At 67.6% G+C, this 16,967-nt stretch carries 7 protein-coding genes and 4 pseudogenes; 3 read left to right on the forward strand and 8 right to left on the reverse strand.

Features of this window, described 5'->3' with window-relative positions:
- Positions 1-49: 49 nt before the first annotated feature.
- The 6 genes and pseudogenes from ABZ371_RS15200 to ABZ371_RS15225 form a co-directional block, all read right to left on the reverse strand.
- Positions 50-4,336, reverse strand: coding sequence for a discoidin domain-containing protein (locus ABZ371_RS15200; RefSeq protein WP_358678786.1), 4,287 nt, complete (start codon positions 4,334-4,336; stop codon positions 50-52).
- Between the two features lie 289 nt (positions 4,337-4,625).
- On the reverse strand, positions 4,626-8,000 hold the full coding sequence (locus ABZ371_RS15205) for a CARDB domain-containing protein (RefSeq protein WP_358678789.1): 3,375 nt from the start codon (positions 7,998-8,000) through the stop codon (positions 4,626-4,628).
- 752 nt (positions 8,001-8,752) lie between these two features.
- Positions 8,753-9,763 (reverse strand): LacI family DNA-binding transcriptional regulator, encoded by a 1,011-nt coding sequence (locus ABZ371_RS15210; protein WP_358678792.1) that lies wholly within the window; start codon positions 9,761-9,763, stop codon positions 8,753-8,755.
- A gap of 134 nt (positions 9,764-9,897) precedes the next feature.
- The gene (locus ABZ371_RS15215; RefSeq protein ID WP_358678795.1) at positions 9,898-10,362 is read right to left on the reverse strand and encodes a GNAT family N-acetyltransferase; all 465 of its coding nucleotides are present in this window, start codon (positions 10,360-10,362) and stop codon (positions 9,898-9,900) included.
- A gap of 142 nt (positions 10,363-10,504) precedes the next feature.
- Positions 10,505-10,885, reverse strand: a pseudogene (locus tag ABZ371_RS15220) (ricin-type beta-trefoil lectin domain protein); the annotation flags it as partial.
- Positions 10,886-10,894: 9 nt separating this feature from the next.
- A pseudogene (locus ABZ371_RS15225) lies at positions 10,895-11,431 on the reverse strand (hypothetical protein); the annotation flags it as partial.
- A 136-nt stretch (positions 11,432-11,567) separates the two neighbouring features.
- Between ABZ371_RS15225 and ABZ371_RS15230 the strand changes: the two are divergent.
- The 3 genes and pseudogenes from ABZ371_RS15230 to ABZ371_RS15240 all read left to right on the forward strand — a co-directional run.
- Positions 11,568-11,777 (forward strand): annotated as a pseudogene (locus ABZ371_RS15230) (IS701 family transposase); the annotation flags it as partial.
- Between the two features lie 341 nt (positions 11,778-12,118).
- Complete coding sequence (locus ABZ371_RS15235) at positions 12,119-14,638, forward strand: SpoIIE family protein phosphatase (RefSeq protein ID WP_358678798.1); 2,520 nt, start codon at positions 12,119-12,121, stop codon at positions 14,636-14,638.
- Between the two features lie 85 nt (positions 14,639-14,723).
- Positions 14,724-15,146, forward strand: a complete 423-nt coding sequence (locus ABZ371_RS15240) for an STAS domain-containing protein (protein WP_358678801.1) — start codon at positions 14,724-14,726, stop codon at positions 15,144-15,146.
- A gap of 114 nt (positions 15,147-15,260) precedes the next feature.
- Here the strand turns inward: ABZ371_RS15240 and ABZ371_RS15245 are convergent.
- Both ABZ371_RS15245 and ABZ371_RS15250 read right to left on the reverse strand, forming a co-directional pair.
- Positions 15,261-15,632 (reverse strand): annotated as a pseudogene (locus ABZ371_RS15245) (ATP-binding protein); the annotation flags it as partial.
- Positions 15,633-16,064: 432 nt separating this feature from the next.
- Positions 16,065-16,403: a transposase gene (locus ABZ371_RS15250; RefSeq protein WP_358678804.1), complete on the reverse strand. Its 339-nt coding sequence runs from the start codon at positions 16,401-16,403 to the stop codon at positions 16,065-16,067.
- Positions 16,404-16,967: the final 564 nt, after the last annotated feature.

Here is a 16,967-nt window from a genome sequence, read left to right on the forward strand (position 1 = left end):
GTGGGACCTGCGCCGACGGTTCGCCTCCACGGGAGGCGGAGGGCAGTGCCTACGGGTTGATGTTGATCTTGAAGGTGGAGGTGGTGTTGCGAACGTCGACGGCGTTGCCGTCCATGCGCAGACCGTTGAAGGTCACCTCACCGACGGCGGGGCCCTGCCCCGCCTCGGGCAGCTCGTTGGCCCAGAGGCCGAAGCCGGACTTGGCGTCCCAGGCATCGCCGCTCTTGCGGGCTCCGGTGATCGAGATGTCCGTGAGGATGGTGTCCTTGATCGGGAACTGGGGCTGGCCGCCGACGTACTGCGTCTGGAACATGATGCCGCTGTAGGTCGGCTCGATGATGTCGACGTTGTTCACCCGGATGCCCTGGAACACCTTGGAGGCGGAGAAGAGCCACATCCCGGGGAAGGTCTGGTTGCCCCAGAAGTGACCGCCGGCCCGCACGATGGAGATGTTCTCCAGGGTGGTCGGCTCGGCGCCGAACCCGTTCATCGCGTAGCCGAAGTCCAGCGAGGAGACGGTCACGCCCGAGTAGACCAGGGTGTCGGCGATGTGGATGTTGCGGAAGGTGTTGTCGTAGCCGCCGTAGACGGCCACCCCCGCCGCCCTCCAGGTCAGGGTGCTGGTGAGGTTCTCGTAGACGTTGTTCTTCATGTCGGCGCCGCCGGCGTCGATCGCGGAGAACAGGGCGAAGCTGTCGTCGCCCGTGGCGCGGGCGTCGTTGTTGACGACGTGGTTGTCGGTCGAGCCGTTGGTCATGTTGACGCCGTCGGCGAACATGTTGCGGATGCGCGAGTTCTTGATGGTGATCCGGTCCGTGTTGGCACCCCAGTAGAGGCAGACCATGTGCTCGGTCCAGATGTTGTCGATCTCCATGTCGCTCACGTTGGCGAAGTCGAAGACCTTACCCGGGCCGTCGATGCGCGAGGTGTAGTTGCCGAAGAAGGCGAAGTCGCGGAACGAGGACCCCTTCGCGGCGGCCTCGGCACGGAAGCCGACGTCGGTGTTGTTCTGCGAGGCGGGAGCGTGGAACTTGGTGAACCAGGGACCGGCGCCGACGACCTGGACGGGCTTGCCGTAGACCTGGAACTTGCTCGACGTCGCGTAGTCGCCCGGGGGCAGGTAGACGCCGACGAGTTTGCCGGTGGAGTCCATGCGGACCCTGTCCAGGGCGTTCTGGACGTCCTGCTGGCCGAAGCCGGTGGGTACGGCGTACGCGGCCGGGTCGGGGTTGGCGGCCGGGGCCACCTGCTCCAGGTTGACGAAGTCGATCGCGTAGTTCGCGGCGCTGTTGGCGGCGTCCTTCTGGAGGCGGATCTTGCTGCCCGCCGGGACGGTCTCACCGAGGAGCAGATGAGCCTCGTCGTAGATGTGGCGCGGACCACCGGCCGACGGGGCGTTCTCGGGCTGGGTCTCCGCACCGTACAGCCAGGCGTACTTCGACGTCAGTGGAAGCGCCTTCTTGAAGACCCCGTCGACGTAGACGTTGATCGAGGAGTCGATGCCGCCGCCACCAGGGGCGTCCGGCAGGGAGAAGCGGGTGACCAGGGTGTTGGTCGCCGCGCGGGCGGTGAACTCGACGTACTCGCCCGTCGCGTCCAGATTGACCGCCTTGCGGCCGGATGCCTCGCCGGCGATGTCGCCGACGGTGCGGTTGGGGCCGGCGACGTTCGCGCCACCGCCCGGGTTGCCGTCCTCCGCCTCGTACATCGTGTAGGGCATGTTCGCGCCGCGCCCGACGAACAGCGGCTGGCTGGAGGTGTTGTTGCCGCGCTTGACCGGCAGTTCGTTGGCGTCGGCCGCGATCACCGTCTTCACGGTGTACGAGCCGTTGGCCGCGGTCCACGTGCCCAGGTTCACCTCGGCGGTGGCGCCTGCCGCGATGGTTCCGGAGTGCACGCCGGTCAGCGTCTTGACCGTGTCGCCCTTGGCGTCGACCACGGTGAGGGAGACTCCGTGGCTGCCCGCGGCGCTCGCCTGCGTACCCTGGTTCTTCACCGCGGCCTTGAAGGTGACCGTGTCACCGGCGGCCGGACTGGACGGCGAGGTCGTCACCGAGGTCGCGATCAGGTCGGAGCTTTCGACCGGCTTGACGACCAGGGCGCTCGGACGCGTGTAGGTGTTGTTGGTCTCGTTCTGCTCGATGACCGCGTTCGCGTCGTCCACGACCGCGCTGAGTTGGTACGAGCCCGCGTCCCGGACGCCTATGGATCCACTGACCGTGGTCTGTGCTCCGGCCGCGAGGGCGCCGACCTGGGCGGTGGCGACCTTGGTGCCGCCCAGACGCAGCGCGACGGCACTGGCCGGGGCCGCGGCCGGGCCGCTGTTGCGGACTGTGGCCTTGACGGTGATCTCGTCGGACTCGACCGGGGCGTCCGGCGTCGTGGTCAGGCCGGTCACCTCCAGGTCCGGGTTGGGCGCGGGCACGCCGATGACCTGGAACTCCGCGAGCTGGCCTGCGGGAGAGCCGCTGTTGGCGGTGAACTTCAGCTGGACGTCGGCGACGCGCGCGGTGACCGGGACGGACACCGTGTTCCCCGCTGCCGGGTCGAACGCGTAGCTCTTGGCGGCGGTGAGACTGGTGAAGCCGGAGGCGCTCTGCTCGCGGCCGAAGACCTCGATGGTCTGGTTCCGGGCGCCCCAGGCAGTGGCCGGGTCGAGCTTCAGGACGAGCCGGTCGAGGTCGGCGTTGGAGCCGAGCTTGACGGTGAGGGTCTGGGGGTAGCTGCCGCCCGCGCCCTCCCAATAGGTACTGGTGCTGTTGTCGTTGGCGTTCGCGGCGACGAAGCTGTGCACCGAGGAAGAGGCGGCGATCGCCTTGCCGACGGCGAGGTTGGAGCCCGTGGAGCCGCTGCCGTTGCGGGTGACGCTGTTGCTGTCGCCCGAGCGGTTGCCGGCAGCGTCCTTGGCGCGCACGTGATAGGTGACGGTGGCGGAGGCCGCAAGGGTGTCGGTGTAGGTGGTGACGTTGCCTGCCACACTGCCGCGCAGCGTGTTGTTGGCGTAGATGTCGTAGCCGGTGACGCCCGTGTTGTCGGTGGCGGCCGTCCAGGTCAGTTTCACCTGACCCGCCGAAGGCTCGGTGAACGCCAGGTTCCCCGGGACCGTCGGCGCCTGGGTGTCGCCCGTGTCGGCCCGCCGGGTGACCGTCTCGCTGTTGGCCGACTGGTTGCCGGCGGCGTCCTTGGCGCGGACGTAGTAGGTCACCGTCTGGTTCGCGGGGCGGTTGTCCGTGTAGGTGGTGACGCCGCCCGCCACGCTCGTCAGCAGCGTGTTGTTGGCGTAGATGTCGTAGCCGGTGACGCCCGTGTTGTCGGTGGCGGCCGTCCAGGTCAGTTTCACCTGACCCGCCGAAGGCTCGGTGAACGCCAGGTTCGCGGGGGCCGTCGGCGCCTGGGTGTCGCCGGTGCCGGGACCGTAGACCTCGAACTCGGAGAGCTGCGCGGCCGGCTGGGAGGTGTTCGCGGTGACCAGGACCCGTACGTACCGGGCGGTGGCGGTTCCGAACGGGATCGTCACCGTGTTCTGGGCCGAGGGGGTGAACTCGTAGGCCTTGGATGCCGTGAGATCGGTGAAGTCCGTGCCGTTTGCGCTGCTCTGGATCTTGAGCGTCTGGCTGCGCGCGGCCCAGCCGTCGGGCAGGCGCAGTACGACGCGGTCGACGCGGACGGAGGAGCCCAGGTCGGCTCGCAGCCACTGGGGCAGGTCGCCGTTCCGGCTCTCCCAGTAAGTCGCGTTGTTGGCGTCGTTGGCGTTGCCGGCCGCGTAGACCTCGGTGTGGCTGCTCGCGGTGAGGGTCCTGCCGGCGGCGAGGTTCCCCGAACTCCCCTCGGCGCCGTGCACTTCCAGCTCGGAGAGCTGGGCCGCCTGCCAGCCGGTGTTGGCGGTGATGTCGATGCGTACGAAGCGCGCCTGGGCGGCCGGGAAGCTCACCGTGACGGTGTTGCCGGCAGCCGGGGTGAAGGAGTACCTGGCCGAGCTCTTGAGCGTGGTGAAGCTGGTGCCGTCGGCGCTGCCCTGGACGGACAGGGTCTGCTCACGGCTCTCCCAGCCAGCGGGGAGCTTCAGGACGACCTCGTCGATCCGCGTGCTCGAACCGAGATCGGCCTGCACCCACTGCGGGAGGCTCGATCCGGAGCTCTGCCAGTACGTTCCCTGGTTCCCGTCCGTGGCGTTCCCGGCCCCGTACTCGGGCAAGGCGCTGCTCGCCTTCGCGGGATCGCCCACCGCGATGTTGGGTCCTCCGGCGGCGTGAGCGGTCATGAGAGGACCGCCCAGCGCCAGGAGGCTCGTCACAATCACGGCGCTCATGCCCCGTGATCTCCAGTCAAGTCTCATCTGTCCTCTGTCTCGGTATCGCGCCCACAGACTGCGCGACGCGGCTCGTCGAAGGTGCCTGGACTCGGATCCTTGTCGCTTGCTTACCGCAAACGGTGGAAGAGTTGCAGACACTAGGCAACTCGTCCACTTCAGGAAACAGTTGCCTTACTCAGCGACGAACTGGCCGCAGGCGGGCATGCTTACGGCCCCGCTCGCGGGGGCCGACGGGGTGGTTCTGTGCTGGAGAGGGGCCGGCCAGCGCCGTGGCCGGCCCCGTTGCCCTGGCGTCGAGGACGCCGGGGCGGTGCTACGGGTTGTTGATGACGAACTGGGAGCCGGGTTCGACCAGGATGTTGCCCTGGGCGGAGTTGGTGATCGTCACGTTGGACAGGGTGGCGCTGCCGCGGGCGCCGCCCATGGCGAGGATGCCGGAGCCGTTGTTCGACTTGTCGATGCGCACGTTGGTGATCTTGACGTTCGGCATTTCGCCGCCACCCGTCTTGAACTGGATGCCGTCGTAGGTCGAATCGATGATGTCGGTGTCCTGAATGGTGACGCCCGGGATGGGATGGCCCTGCGGGAACAGGGTGATGGCGCCGAACTCCTGGTCCTCGTTCCAGAACGCGCCGCCCGTGCGGTACAGGGCGTTGTTGGAGATGAGGGTCTGCCCCGAGAAGGGCAGCGGGTCGTGGTCGGTCGCCAGCATGATGCCGGGGTAGTTCATGGTGTCGGCGATGATGTTGTTCTCGATCTTGTTGCCGAAGCCGCCGTAGATCGCGATGCCGTTGGCCCGCCAGGGCAGCTGGATCGTGTTGTTGCGGAAGTTGTTGTTGGAACCGACGTCCACCGAGGTGTCCTTGACGTACTTGCTGGCCCAGACGGCCAGCGCGTCGTCACCGTTGTTGCGGAAGGACGAGTTGTAGACGGTGGAGTTGCGGGTGCCGTTGGCGAAGTTGATGCCGTCGGCGTAGGTGTTGCGGACCCGCATGCCGTTGAATTCCACGCCGTCACCCGGTCCCCACAGCTCGGGGATGTTGGTGTAGTCACGGCCCGCCCAGACACCGACGTTGGCGTGCTCGATCCACACGTTGCTGATCTTCGTGCCCTTGCCGAAGCGGCCGTTGAGGCCGACGCCGCCCTCTTCGTTTGCGTTGTTGCCGCGGATCGTGCCCGACCCGAAGATCGCGATGTCGGAGATCTGGGTGTTGTGGTCGATGTCGAAGCCGAAGTTGCCCTCGTGCGGGTGATTGATGCCGCCCGCCTGGTGCGGCGGGGTCAGGGTGTAGAGCTGGGAGTGCCACATGCCGGCGCCGCGGATCGTCACGTCACGGATACCGACCGTGTTGTAGATCCCGCGGTTCAGCGGGTCGTCGGTCAGGATCTTCTGCTCCTGGCGCCACTGGCCCGCCGGGATCCACACGCAGGAGATCTCACCCTTCTGGTCGGCGGTCACCGCGCGCTGGATGGCGTCGGTGTCGTCGATTCCGTCGTTGGGCACCGCACCGTAGTTGGTGATGGAGACGCAGCCGGCCGGCTGGGAGGTCGGGGGCGCCACCTGTTCAAGGTCGATCAGGTCGATGATGTAGAAGGACGCGGTGTCACCCGCGTCCCGCTGCAGCCGGAACTTGGTGCCCGCCGGGTAGCTCTTGGCCAGCAGCGCGTGCGACTCGTCGAACAGTCGGCGCGCGTCGGCGCCCGGGGTGTTCGACAGGCCTTCCGGGTCGTCGGTTTTCCCGTAGAGCCAACTGTGCTTCGACGAGAGGTCCAGCTTGCGGACGAAGACGTCGTTCGCGTATAGGCTGATGGTGGCCTGGGCTCCGCCGCCGGACGGGGCGTCCGGAATGGAGTTGCGCACCACGATGGAGTTGGACGCGTTGGTCGAGGTGAACTCCACGAACTGTCCACTGGAGTTCAGCCGGACCGACTTGCGGCCGGAGGACTCGGTGGCGAAGTTGGTGTGCCCGAAGGTCCGCTTCGCGTCGGCGGTCAGCAGGGTGCCCTCGTAGCGGGCGTCCTCCGCCTCGTACTCGGTGTAGGGCACGGCGGCACCGCGGCCCACGACCAGCGAGCGGCTGAAGACGTTATTGCCCTCATTGGTCTCGGCGACCGTCGTGGTGGCGTCGGCCGTAGCGGTGAGGGTGACTCCTCCGCTCGCGGCTTTCCAGGTCCCGGAGAGCGGAACGGTGACCGACTTGCCGGCGGCTACCGCGGGAGTCGTCCCGTTCAGGGTGGTGGTACCCGCGGTCAGACGCGTGATGGTCCCGGCCGTGACTCCGCTGGTGCCCCGGTTGTTGACCGTGGCGGTGAAGGAGACGTCGGTGCCGACCGCCGGAGCGGCCGGGTTCGGAGTGATCGCGGTGACCGTGAGGTCGGGGCCGGGGGCCTGGCCGACGACCAGCTTGGAGGAGCCGGTCCGGCTGTTGTTGGTGTCGTCCTGCTCGACGACGGACCCCGCCGGGTCGACGACGGCGGACACGGTGTAGCTGCCCTCCGCCTTCTTGCCGACAGCGACCTTGACCGTGGTGGACGCGCCCGGCTGGAGCGCGCCGACCGGCGCGGTGCCGGCCACGGCGCCTTCGAGACTCACGTTGACCGACGTCGCGGGCGACGCGGCGGTACCAGCGTTGCGGACGGTGGCGCTGACCTCGACGGGGTCCGTCTCGGAGGGTGAGGCCGGAGTCCACACGAGGTCGGTCACCGTGAGGTCCGGGTTCGGAGCGGCGGTGCCCAGCACCTGGAACTCGGCGACCTGCGCGCCCGGAGCGCCGCTGTTGCTCGAGATCTTCAGCTGTACGTCGGCGTACCGGCCGGTGACCGGGATGGTGATGGTGTTCTCGCCCGATGACGGACTGAAGCGGTAGTCGGCTCGGGCCTTGAGCGACGCGAATCCGGTGGCCGACTGCTCGCGGCCCAGCACCTCGATGGCTTGGGTCCGCGGCCCCCATGCCTGGTCCGGGTTGAGCTTGACCTTGACGGCGTTGATCTCCGCGTTGGCGCCGAGCTTCGCGGTCAGGGTGGCGGGGAGGGCGGAGGACTCCCAATAGGTCGCGGGGCTGTCGTCGTTGGCGTTGGCCGCCACGTACGACTGCGTGAACGAAGACGCCTCGATCGGCTTGTTCCGGGCCAGGTTGGTGCCGGTGGGCGTGGGGTCGACCGGACCGCCGTCGTCAGCCTCGCCGAAAACCTCCAGTTCGGAGAGCTGAGCCGCGTTCCACTCGGAGTTGGCGGCCACCTGCACACGGACGTAGCGTGCCGTCGTCTCGGCTACGGGGATGCTGACGGTGTTCGCGGCCGCGGGGTCGAAGGTGCGGGGGCCGGAGCCGGCGAGTGCGGCGAACGAGGATCCGTCCGTGCTGCCCAGCACGCTCAGGGTCTGGACGCGGGAGCCCCAGGAGGCGGGCAGCTTGAGGGCGACCCGGTCGACCTCGGTGCTCGCCCCCAGGTCGACCTGCACCCACTGCGGGAACGCTCCGCCCGGGCCCTCCCAGTAGGAGGCCTGGCTTCCGTCCGTCACGTTACCGGCGACGTAACTTCCGTTCGTACCGCCTGCTCGGGCGGGCTTGCCGAGAGCCAGATTGGCGCTCTCGGCTGCGTGGGCGGGGGCGGGAAGGATCCCGACCCCTATCACCCCCGCCAGTACGGAACCGACGATCACTCGTCGTCTCTGATGTCTCGATCGCATGAAGTCCTCTTGATTCCTCACCAGAGCATCCGTCCGTGCCCCTCCCCCTGCCCCGGCGCGGTCAGCGCCGGAAACAGGAGGACGGAAGTGGGGGGCGGATGCAGCGGGCGAACGTGACAGAGCACTCGCATGACACCTTCCACACGCATCTGGAGAATATCCGTGCGCTAGCAAAGCTTTTTGAGTAGCTCAGTCAATCTTTTGCGATGGCCAGGTGACAGGTTTCCGCCAGGTGACCACTTTGTCAACGGGGCGGACACCACAGCGTGTTGGGAGCGTCCGCCTGCCGCGGCACCAAGACGTGGTGCGGGCGTTACCTACGCCTGCGCCGGGCGGCCTCGGCCGGGGCTGGGGTGACGGCCTCGCCACCTCTCCGGGGCGAGGCGCCACCGGTCGAGGCGCACCGGAACGCGCAGACCTCGGCGCACCCGTCCCGTTTGCCGTACCGAGCCCACTCCGTGCCTCCTGCATCTAGAGGGGCGGCACGAGAGGGACGGCCGATGACCCGACGGGCCTCACTGTCGTCGGATGGCCGATCGATACATCCCGCTATCGCGGCAATGTAGTCGCAGGGCTCCCGCCCGCTATGTCGCACCGCGCTGCACAACTGGCGTCGGCGACTGCACAACCTCGGCTGCTCAAGTCCACCCGAACTCAGAACAGGGCCAGACCGTCCGGTCTGGCCCTGGCGGGCGCCAATTGCGGGGCCAGACCTCGTGCGGGACGAGGGCCAGACCGCAGGCAGGCGAGGATCACATACTGCGGGGTGGTGCGGTTGAACCCCGCACGACGAGTTCCGGCTCGAAGAGCAGTTCACCGGGCTGCGCCTGTGCCCCTTGGATCTGCGCGCACAGAAGTTCCACTGCGGCGCGCCCCATAGCCTCGATGGGCTGCCGCACGGTGGACAACGGCGGCTCGGTGCAGTTCATGAAGGCCGAGTCGTCGAACCCGAGCACGGACACGTCCCCGGGGACGGCGAGTCCACGGCGGCGAGCAGCTCTGGTGGCGCCCAGCGCCAATGGGTCACTCGCGCAGATAATCCCCGTTACCCCCCGGTCCCACAGGCGGCCCGCAGCCGCCTGTCCCCCCTCGAGTGAGAACATCGAGCGCTCCACGAACTCTTCGGGCAGCGTCATCCCCGCCGCTGCTGCGGCCGTGTGCGCCGCGGTCAGCTTCCGGCGCGAGGGAATATGGTCCCCGGGACCCAGGACCAGGCCGATGCGTACATGTCCCAGGGAGGAAAGGTGACGCCATGCCTGCTCCACGGCTGCTATGTCGTCGCAGGAGACGCAAGGGAAGTCGAGTTCGTCAACGGGAGCGTTGATGAGCACGACGGGGATGTTGCGCTTGGCCAACTGCCGATAATGCTCGTGCGGCGCGTCGGCCTGGGCAAAGAGACCTCCGGCGAAGATCACGCCCGACACCTGTTGTTGCAGGAGCAAGTCGACGTAGTCGGCTTCCGAAACGCCGCCCTTGGTCTGCGTGCAGAGCACCGGCGTGAGCCCCTGCTGGGCCAGAGAACCGCCGATGACCTCGGCGAAGGCAGGAAAGATGGGGTTCTGCAACTCTGGCAGCACCAGCCCGACCAGCCTGGCCCGCTCGCCGCGCAGCTGCGTCGGTCGCTCGTAGCCAAGGACGTCCAGCGCGCTCAGCACGGACTGGCGAGTGGTCGCCGAGACCCCGGGCTTACCGTTGAGGACCCGGCTGACCGTGGCCTCGCTCACTCCCACTTTTTTGGCTACCAAAGCAAGTCTTCGCGTCACATTAGCAACATTAACGCAAGGCGAGTCGGTAAGTTACACGCTTCTTGCTGTGACTTCGTCGTTGTAGTACATCAGGCCACATACCCCTGTCCTCCAAACGCAGGTGCCGCACCGCGCCAGGGACCGCTCCGCTGTCACTGGGTGCGGTGCTCAGCCGCGACGCGGCCGAGATGGAACAGCTCCGGGTCGTCGTAGTCGAGGCCGTGAAGAAGACCGACCGGACGCCAGCCGGCGCGCTCCAACAGCCCCTGCATCGATCGGTTCGAGACGTTGGTCGAGGTGAACAACTTTTCCGTCGTGCAGGAATCCACAGCCGCATCCAGCAGAAGGCGTCCCACCCCGCGTCGGCGGGCCGATGAATCAACCATGAGCATGACGACGAAGCCATGCCCGAAGAACGTGTACTCCACCACGCAGTACCCCACCGTGCCGCACTCGTCTTCCGCGACACTTGTCGCACCGTTCTCGCACCAGCTACGTATGCTCGCCCGCCGGTCGGCGTCACCGTCGGCGGCGATCGAGTCGATGCGGCACAGCGCCTGTTCATCCGACGGGCGCGCAGGGCGCACCGAGCACCCGCCTCTGCTTGTTGCTGTCATGCCGCCATACTGCCGGAATCACCGAAGACGGCCCTACCTCTTTTCACGGCCGGGGGCGGCACCCGAAGCGAGGGCCGGGGATGTGTACTCCGGCCCTCGCCCCATGGGTCACGTCTCACCGGTGATGCGTAGGCCCGCTGTGCTACGGCAGTGCCCATTTCTGGTTGGGACCGGTGTGGCAGGCCCACAGGTGGACCGGTGTGCCGTCGTTCCAGGCGCCTCCGGACGCGTCGAGGCACTTGCCGGACCGCGGGTTGCGCAGAGTGCCGTCGACCTGGGGCTGCCAGGTCTGGGCCGCACTGCCGTTGCACCGTAGAGCTGCACCTTCGTGCCGTCGGCTGTGCCGGCGTTGTCGACGTCCAGGCACTTGCCCTGGGCGCGCACGATTCCGTCACCGGTAACCGCCCATTTCTGGGCCCGCGGTGCCGTTGCAGTTGCACAGTTGAATTTTCGTTCCGTCGGCAGTACTGCTGTTGTCCCCGTCCAGGCACTTGCCGTCGACCCTCTTCATTTCGCCGGTCCGGGAATTCACTCCGGGCAACTGGTTCATCGTGTACCGGGCTTCGGTGCTCCAGAGCTGTTTGCCGTCCGTCGCGCTGAAAGGACGGACCGAGCACACATTGACGACTCGGTCGGCCTTGAGTCCGGGGATCGTCAGCGGACCGTCTTTCGGTCGGTGGAGAGGGTGGCCGACTGCGGTGAGGATCTCCTCGTCGACCTTGGGGCCGCCGTACGCCGCGGTCGGCACGTAGCGCCACTGCTTGATCTTGTAGCGTCCGGCCAGGCTGGCCGCGGTCTCCGTCGGCACCGGCTGGGTGTACTCCAGCTCGAAGCCGCCCGGGACGGCGCGCATGGCGCGGATGTCGAAGGCGTCGGTGCCGTTCGGTGTCAGCTTCTGCAGACCGTGGCTGAGCTTGCCCTCCTGGCCCCAGTTGCCGCCCGCACCCAGCCCGCCCGCGTAGAGGGCGCCGTCCGGGCCGACGCTGATCCGGGTGACACCGGCTTCCAGGCCTTGTGTGAGGCGGAAGGCCGCCCCCTGGTACTCACCACCGACCTTCTCCGGGAACGCGGCTGCTGTGCGTACCCGATGAACGAGTAGAGATTGCAGGCCATCGAGCAGCAGTCGTTCGCGGCTTCGGCCGCTTGCACGCTGATGAGTGTCTCGAACGCGGCCTGCAGGACCTCGCCCGCTCGACATCTCAAAGCGCCGCTATCCGGGCTGGTATCGGCACATCACCCTGGCCATGCTCGCCCACGCCTTCCTCACCGCCTTGGCCGCCCAAGCCGCCTACCGGGAAAGCGCAGAAACGAACCGACCAGGCTCATCTCCCTCACCGTGGCAGAAATCCGGCGGCTCCTGGACACTCTCCTGCCCCACCCCAGACCCGATCTCAACCAGTCCCAGCAGGCCCTGAGATGGTCCCACTGGCGCAGACGCCACCAAGCCATCGCCCAGCGATGTCATTACCAGAAAAGTACCAGCTCAGGACACGAAATATGACTGGAGTACTAGACCGTGTCCTATGTGGTGCTGGCTCGTTGGGCTCGTCATGGGGCGGGGTACGTGGAGTTGGCCACTATGCCTGAGCGCGGCTGACGTCGCCCATCGCCTCGCGAAGCCCCGCCGTCATCTCCCGAGGGCGGACCGCGGTGAGCGGCGCCCGATGCCGCCCAGGCGGTGAAGCTCGCCCGCTCACCGCCTTGCGCTGCTGAGCACGGTCCGCGCCGCATCCGCACGCGACGACCGGGTACGGGGATGGCAGCACGGATCACGATCGAACCAGAATCGGCCACGGCTAATCTTGTGACGCCCATGGTGTTCGTCCATGGCTCTCTCCTTAGTTATCGAGGTGTGCACAGCGTGCAGGACGTCCGGTTCAACCTGTCGGCCTTCGGTCTCAGCGAGACAGTCCGATGTACTGCCCGCTTGCGGGCGGCAATTAGCGGTGCTCCGTCACCGGACGCGGCGGCGCAAATCATCGCCGACTTCTTCTACGACAGCCTGGTCGACGAGTGTGGCGTACGTGCTTGTGCTGCGGCGGGTGTCTTCCTCGACGGGCCATGCGACGCCGTTCCCGCAGCAGCTGAGCGCCCACGGCGTCGGGTCCTGGCTGGATTCCGCGGCCCGTACGCCCGCTTGCCCGACGTGGGGGGTTCCGCTCCGCCGGACGCGCCCGTGCTGTCGTCCGGCGCCTTTGAAGAGGCACCGCCGGTGTACCGGCTGCTCGAGCGGCTGGGAGTTACGACGGAGGACGTGAACGCGGTTGCGCCCCCTTTGAGCGACGTCGAGGTCGTGCACCTCTCCGGTTGTCAGATGGAGGGGGTGGAGGAACTCCTCCCGGGGCAGGAGGTCCGTTCCGCACTGGCCTTCGGGGCAAGCCTGTCGCCGGGCAAATGGTTCGCGGTGGTGCTGTTCTTCCGTGTTCCGCTGTCCGCCGAGGTCGCCGCGATGTTCCGCACCGTCACCAGCAGCACGCGCCTGGCGCTCTTGTCCTCTGGCCAGCCGTCGTCCACCGTAGAGGCGGAGGCGGCTCGCTCCGTCCTGGAGAGCATGGAACACCTGGTCGAACAGCGGGCCGGGCATCTTCAGACGGTCGTGGCCGAGTTGAGTTCTGCCACGACGGAGCTGCGCCGCTCTCAGCGGGAGCTGGAGCAGCGGGAGCGGGAGCTGCGCGAGGAGGCGTTGATCGTCGAGCTGCTGCAGGAGGTCGGCAGTGTCCTGGCGGCGGAACTTGACCTTGACGCGCTGGTCCAGCGCGCGGTCGACGCCGCTACCCGCCTGGCCGGGGCAGCGTTCGGCGCGTTCTTCTACAACGTCTTGGGCGAGACCGGGGAGTCGTATCTGCTCTATGTGATCTCCGGTGTCGACCGGTCGGCCTTCGAGAAGTTCCCTATGCCGCGCAACACCCAGGTGTTCGAGCAGACCTTCCGGGGCCTCGGCGTAGTGAGATCCGGGGACATCACCGCGGATCCGCGCTATGGGCACAACGCACCGCACCACGGCATGCCGGAGGGGCACCTCCCGGTGCGCAGTTATCTGGCCGTTCCGGTGATGTCCCGGGGGACGGTGCTCGGCGGGTTCTTCTTCGGCCATCCTGAGCGGGGGGTCTTCACGCAGCGACACGAACGTCTGGTCACCGGCCTCGCCGCGCAGACCGCCGTGGCGCTGCAGAACGCGCAGACGTACCGCCAGGAGCGGGAGGCGACCGCAGAACTCCAACGCCACCTGCTGCCCGCGCTGCCGCACGTCGAGGGAATCGCCAGCACGTCACGGTACCTGCCCGCCGCACGGGACCGCGGGGCCGGCGGTGACTGGGTGGACCTCATACCGCTCCCGGACGGCGAAGTGGCACTGGTCGTCGGTGACGTGATGGGCAAGGGGGTCAGGGCGGCAGCGGTCATGGGCCAGATCCGCACCGCCTGCCGGGCCTACGCACAGCTCGGTCTGGCTCCCGCCGACGTGCTGGAGCAGCTGAGCGTGCTGGTGGACGCCATCGCCCCCGGCTCCATCGCCACCTGCGTGTACGCGGTGCTCGACACGCGCCGGGACCGGTTGCGGGCCGCCGTCGCAGGGCACTTGCCGCCGGCCCGGCGCGATCCGGCAGGTGGCGTGACGTTCCTGGACGAGACGGTCGGACCGCCATTGGGAGTGGGCAGGCAGCGTTATGCGGAGCAGGAGGTGTCTCTGCCGCCCGGATCACGGCTGCTCCTGTACACCGACGGCTTGGTCGAACGGCGTGGGCGCCCCATCGACGACGGGTTGCGGCACCTGCGGGAGTTGCTGGGCGGGCCCGTGGGTGAGATCGAGGCGGACTGCGACTCCTGGCTGGACGCGTTGGCCGGCGGTCAGCACGACGACGATATCGCCATGTTGTACCTGCACCGGCCGGAGGACGCGTCGCATGAGGTGGTGGGGGTCGTACGTGACTACCCGCCGGTCTCCAGCGCGGTCCCTGATGCCCGCGATCTGGTCTCCAAGGTCATGCGCGAGTGGGGCCTGCAACGTCTGGCGAACGACATGATGCTCATCGCGGACGAGATGGTCGCCAACGCCGTCCGCCATGCCAGGACACCGTTGCGCGTGGAGCTGCGGAGAGCTGGTGAACGCGTCGTCCTGGAGGTCACGGACAGCAGCCGCGAGGAGCCTCGTCTCATCGTCTCCCAGCCAGGGGAGTTCGGGCATCGGGGCATATTTCTCATCGATGCCATCGCGACACGATGGGGCACCCGCTGGGTCGACGGAGGGAAAGTCGTGTGGGCAGAGGTCAAGACCTGATGACCACGTACCCCAGTCGGCTCCTCGACCGGCACCAGGACAACCAGCCCACCCCTCCGCCCCGGATACAGGAGAGCTACCCCCGATGACCCCCTCCCCCGACGTCGAGGCGCACAAGCCTACCGACAGCGCACCACAGGTCGACTCCAACAGCCTGCTCCCCGCCGGCCCGACGCTGACCCTCGCATCGCACCGCGGTCCGCGGCACGCGGTCGTCACCGTGGAGGGTCCTATCGACTACCACACCGCGCCCCAACTGCTGGGCCATCTCACCACCACCGAAATGCGGAACGTACCGCTGCTGATATTGGACCTGACCCATGTGGACTTCTGTGACTCCAGCGCTCTGGGAGCCTTCGTCGACATCCACCGACGCCGTTCCGAGGCCGGGCACCGGTTCGCGTTGGCGGGGATCCAACCGGAGGTCAGACGTATCCTCGAACTCACCCGCCTTACGTCCGTCCTGCCCCTGCACGAGACGGTCACGGACGTCCTCTCGGACAGCTGACACACGACGAGAGGGGGCCCGGCCGTCGAGCAGCCGCCAGCACACCTTGGCCAGCTCCCCGGTGACTACGGCAGTGGCGCCCCGACGCGTACTCGATCTATAGGCGCCCTTGCAGTCCAGGTCGAGGTAGCCGAACTCGTCCAGGACAGAGAGACCGATCTTGCTGGACCGGGCGATCACCGAGGACAGCCGGCGGTTGCCATCGGCCTCGGCGAGCTCGTTGACCGGCCCGCTCGTGGGCGTGTAGCGGACCGAGAGTCCGGTCTCGGCGATCATGGTGCCGATCCCGATCAGCAGATGGGGCTTGCCGGTGCCGGAGTCCCCGATCAACCCGAGGGGACGTGCCCTCGCGGACCCAGGTCGGGGACACGAGGTCCGTGATGACCTCGGGGGTGACGTGCGGTTTCTTCTCGAACTCAAGTCCTCCAGCCGCTTTCCCTCGAGGCCGGTGGAGGCCGAAGACGCCACCGCTCTGTCGCCGGTCACCTTCCGCTGACACCCTTGGTCGTCCCCGGACCCGCTCGCGGGAGCAGCGGGCCGGTGGGCGCGACCACGCTCACGTCGGCCTGGTGGCCACGCGACGCAGACAAAGCTCCTGCCCCGGTGTCATAGAGACCGCGCGGAGGATGTCCGCGCTTCTGTTCCCCGAGACCTCAATGCGGGACGGGCATTGCGCAACTTCCCGCAACCTGCTCGCTGCGAAGGGGATCATGGCGTTACTTTCCTTCGGTACGGACCCGAACTCGGGTGGAGGTACCTGCCCGGCGGTGTGGGTGGACACCGACACCGCCCAGGGCCCGGAACTGGTTCTGCAGGGCAAGTTCGCCGACCCGGCGACCTGGGCCTCCTGCCGTCAGGACAGTCCGCCCGCAGACGACGAAAGGATCGTCCGGATCGCGCTCAGCATGGTGGAGGAGATCAGGAGGGCTCACGATGCCGCAGAGGTGCCGCCGGCACCCAGCTTCGAGAATCTGCTCGAATCCGCCCTGACCCACGCCCTGCACCACCTGGAGCTGCGCTGCCAAAGGCGCCACCGAAGCCGACGAGTCGGTCTGCGGTGCCGAAGGCGGTCATGTCACCGCCGGTCGCGGCCAGGAGCTCGGCGCCGAGGATGACGCCCAGGCCCGGCATGCTGGTGATCACCTTGAAAGCGCGGTGCTCGCGAAACCGTGCCTCGATCGCCAGGTCGACCTTGCCGACCTGCTGGTTGAGGGCGAACACCTCCGCCAAGAGTGTGTGCACCATCTGGTCCGTCAACTCTCCCCCTGGCAGGCTGGTGTGCCGGCGGCCGCGAGAACCCGTTCACCGGGAGTTTCGTCGTACCGTGCAGCCTTCACTTGTCAACACCCCGACGCAGACGTCGGAAAGGGATCACGACCCCTACCAGAAAATCATCAAAAGGAATCAATTCTGTTCCGATTCAATAATTCCACCCTCACATACTACTTTTTTCGTCACTCTTGCGTGCGGTTACCCCGAATGGAAGTCAGGGCATATCCGGGGAGGGGGATGGAAGGCGAAGGCTCGGCCGCGATTCAGGGCTCCGGCGGCAAATGGATGGCCACTCGCTCTCGGCTCCCGTCAAGCCGTTCCGCCGCACCTCAGGGGTGCGAAAACGCCTGGAGGCGACATGACCTCAGCGTCTACTCCACCACCTACGGAATCATCATTACCTGCCCAGAACGTACCCGGGGGTCCCCGGTTCCCGGCCCTGGACGCATGCGATCCGGGCTGCGGCCCGCAGGGGCCCGCCGGTCCTCAGGGCCCTCCGGGCCCGCAGGGACCGCCGGGACCCCAGGGCGCGAGCGGCCGCACGGGCTG

Origin of the sequence: Streptomyces sp. NPDC005899 (genome assembly GCF_040629645.1) — a bacterium.
Taxonomy (GTDB): Bacteria; Actinomycetota; Actinomycetes; order Streptomycetales; family Streptomycetaceae; genus Streptomyces.

What these genes read in the sequence shown, in the direction of transcription:
- ABZ371_RS15200 (WP_358678786.1), bottom strand. Translation starts at nt 4,336, where the DNA reads ATGAGACTTGACTGGAGATCACGGGGCATGAGCGCCGTGATTGTGACG.
- ABZ371_RS15205 (WP_358678789.1), bottom strand. Translation starts at nt 8,000, where the DNA reads ATGCGATCGAGACATCAGAGACGACGAGTGATCGTCGGTTCCGTACTG.
- ABZ371_RS15215 (WP_358678795.1), bottom strand. Translation starts at nt 10,362, where the DNA reads ATGACAGCAACAAGCAGAGGCGGGTGCTCGGTGCGCCCTGCGCGCCCG.
- ABZ371_RS15235 (WP_358678798.1), top strand. Translation starts at nt 12,119, where the DNA reads ATGGCAGCACGGATCACGATCGAACCAGAATCGGCCACGGCTAATCTT.
- ABZ371_RS15240 (WP_358678801.1), top strand. Translation starts at nt 14,724, where the DNA reads ATGACCCCCTCCCCCGACGTCGAGGCGCACAAGCCTACCGACAGCGCA.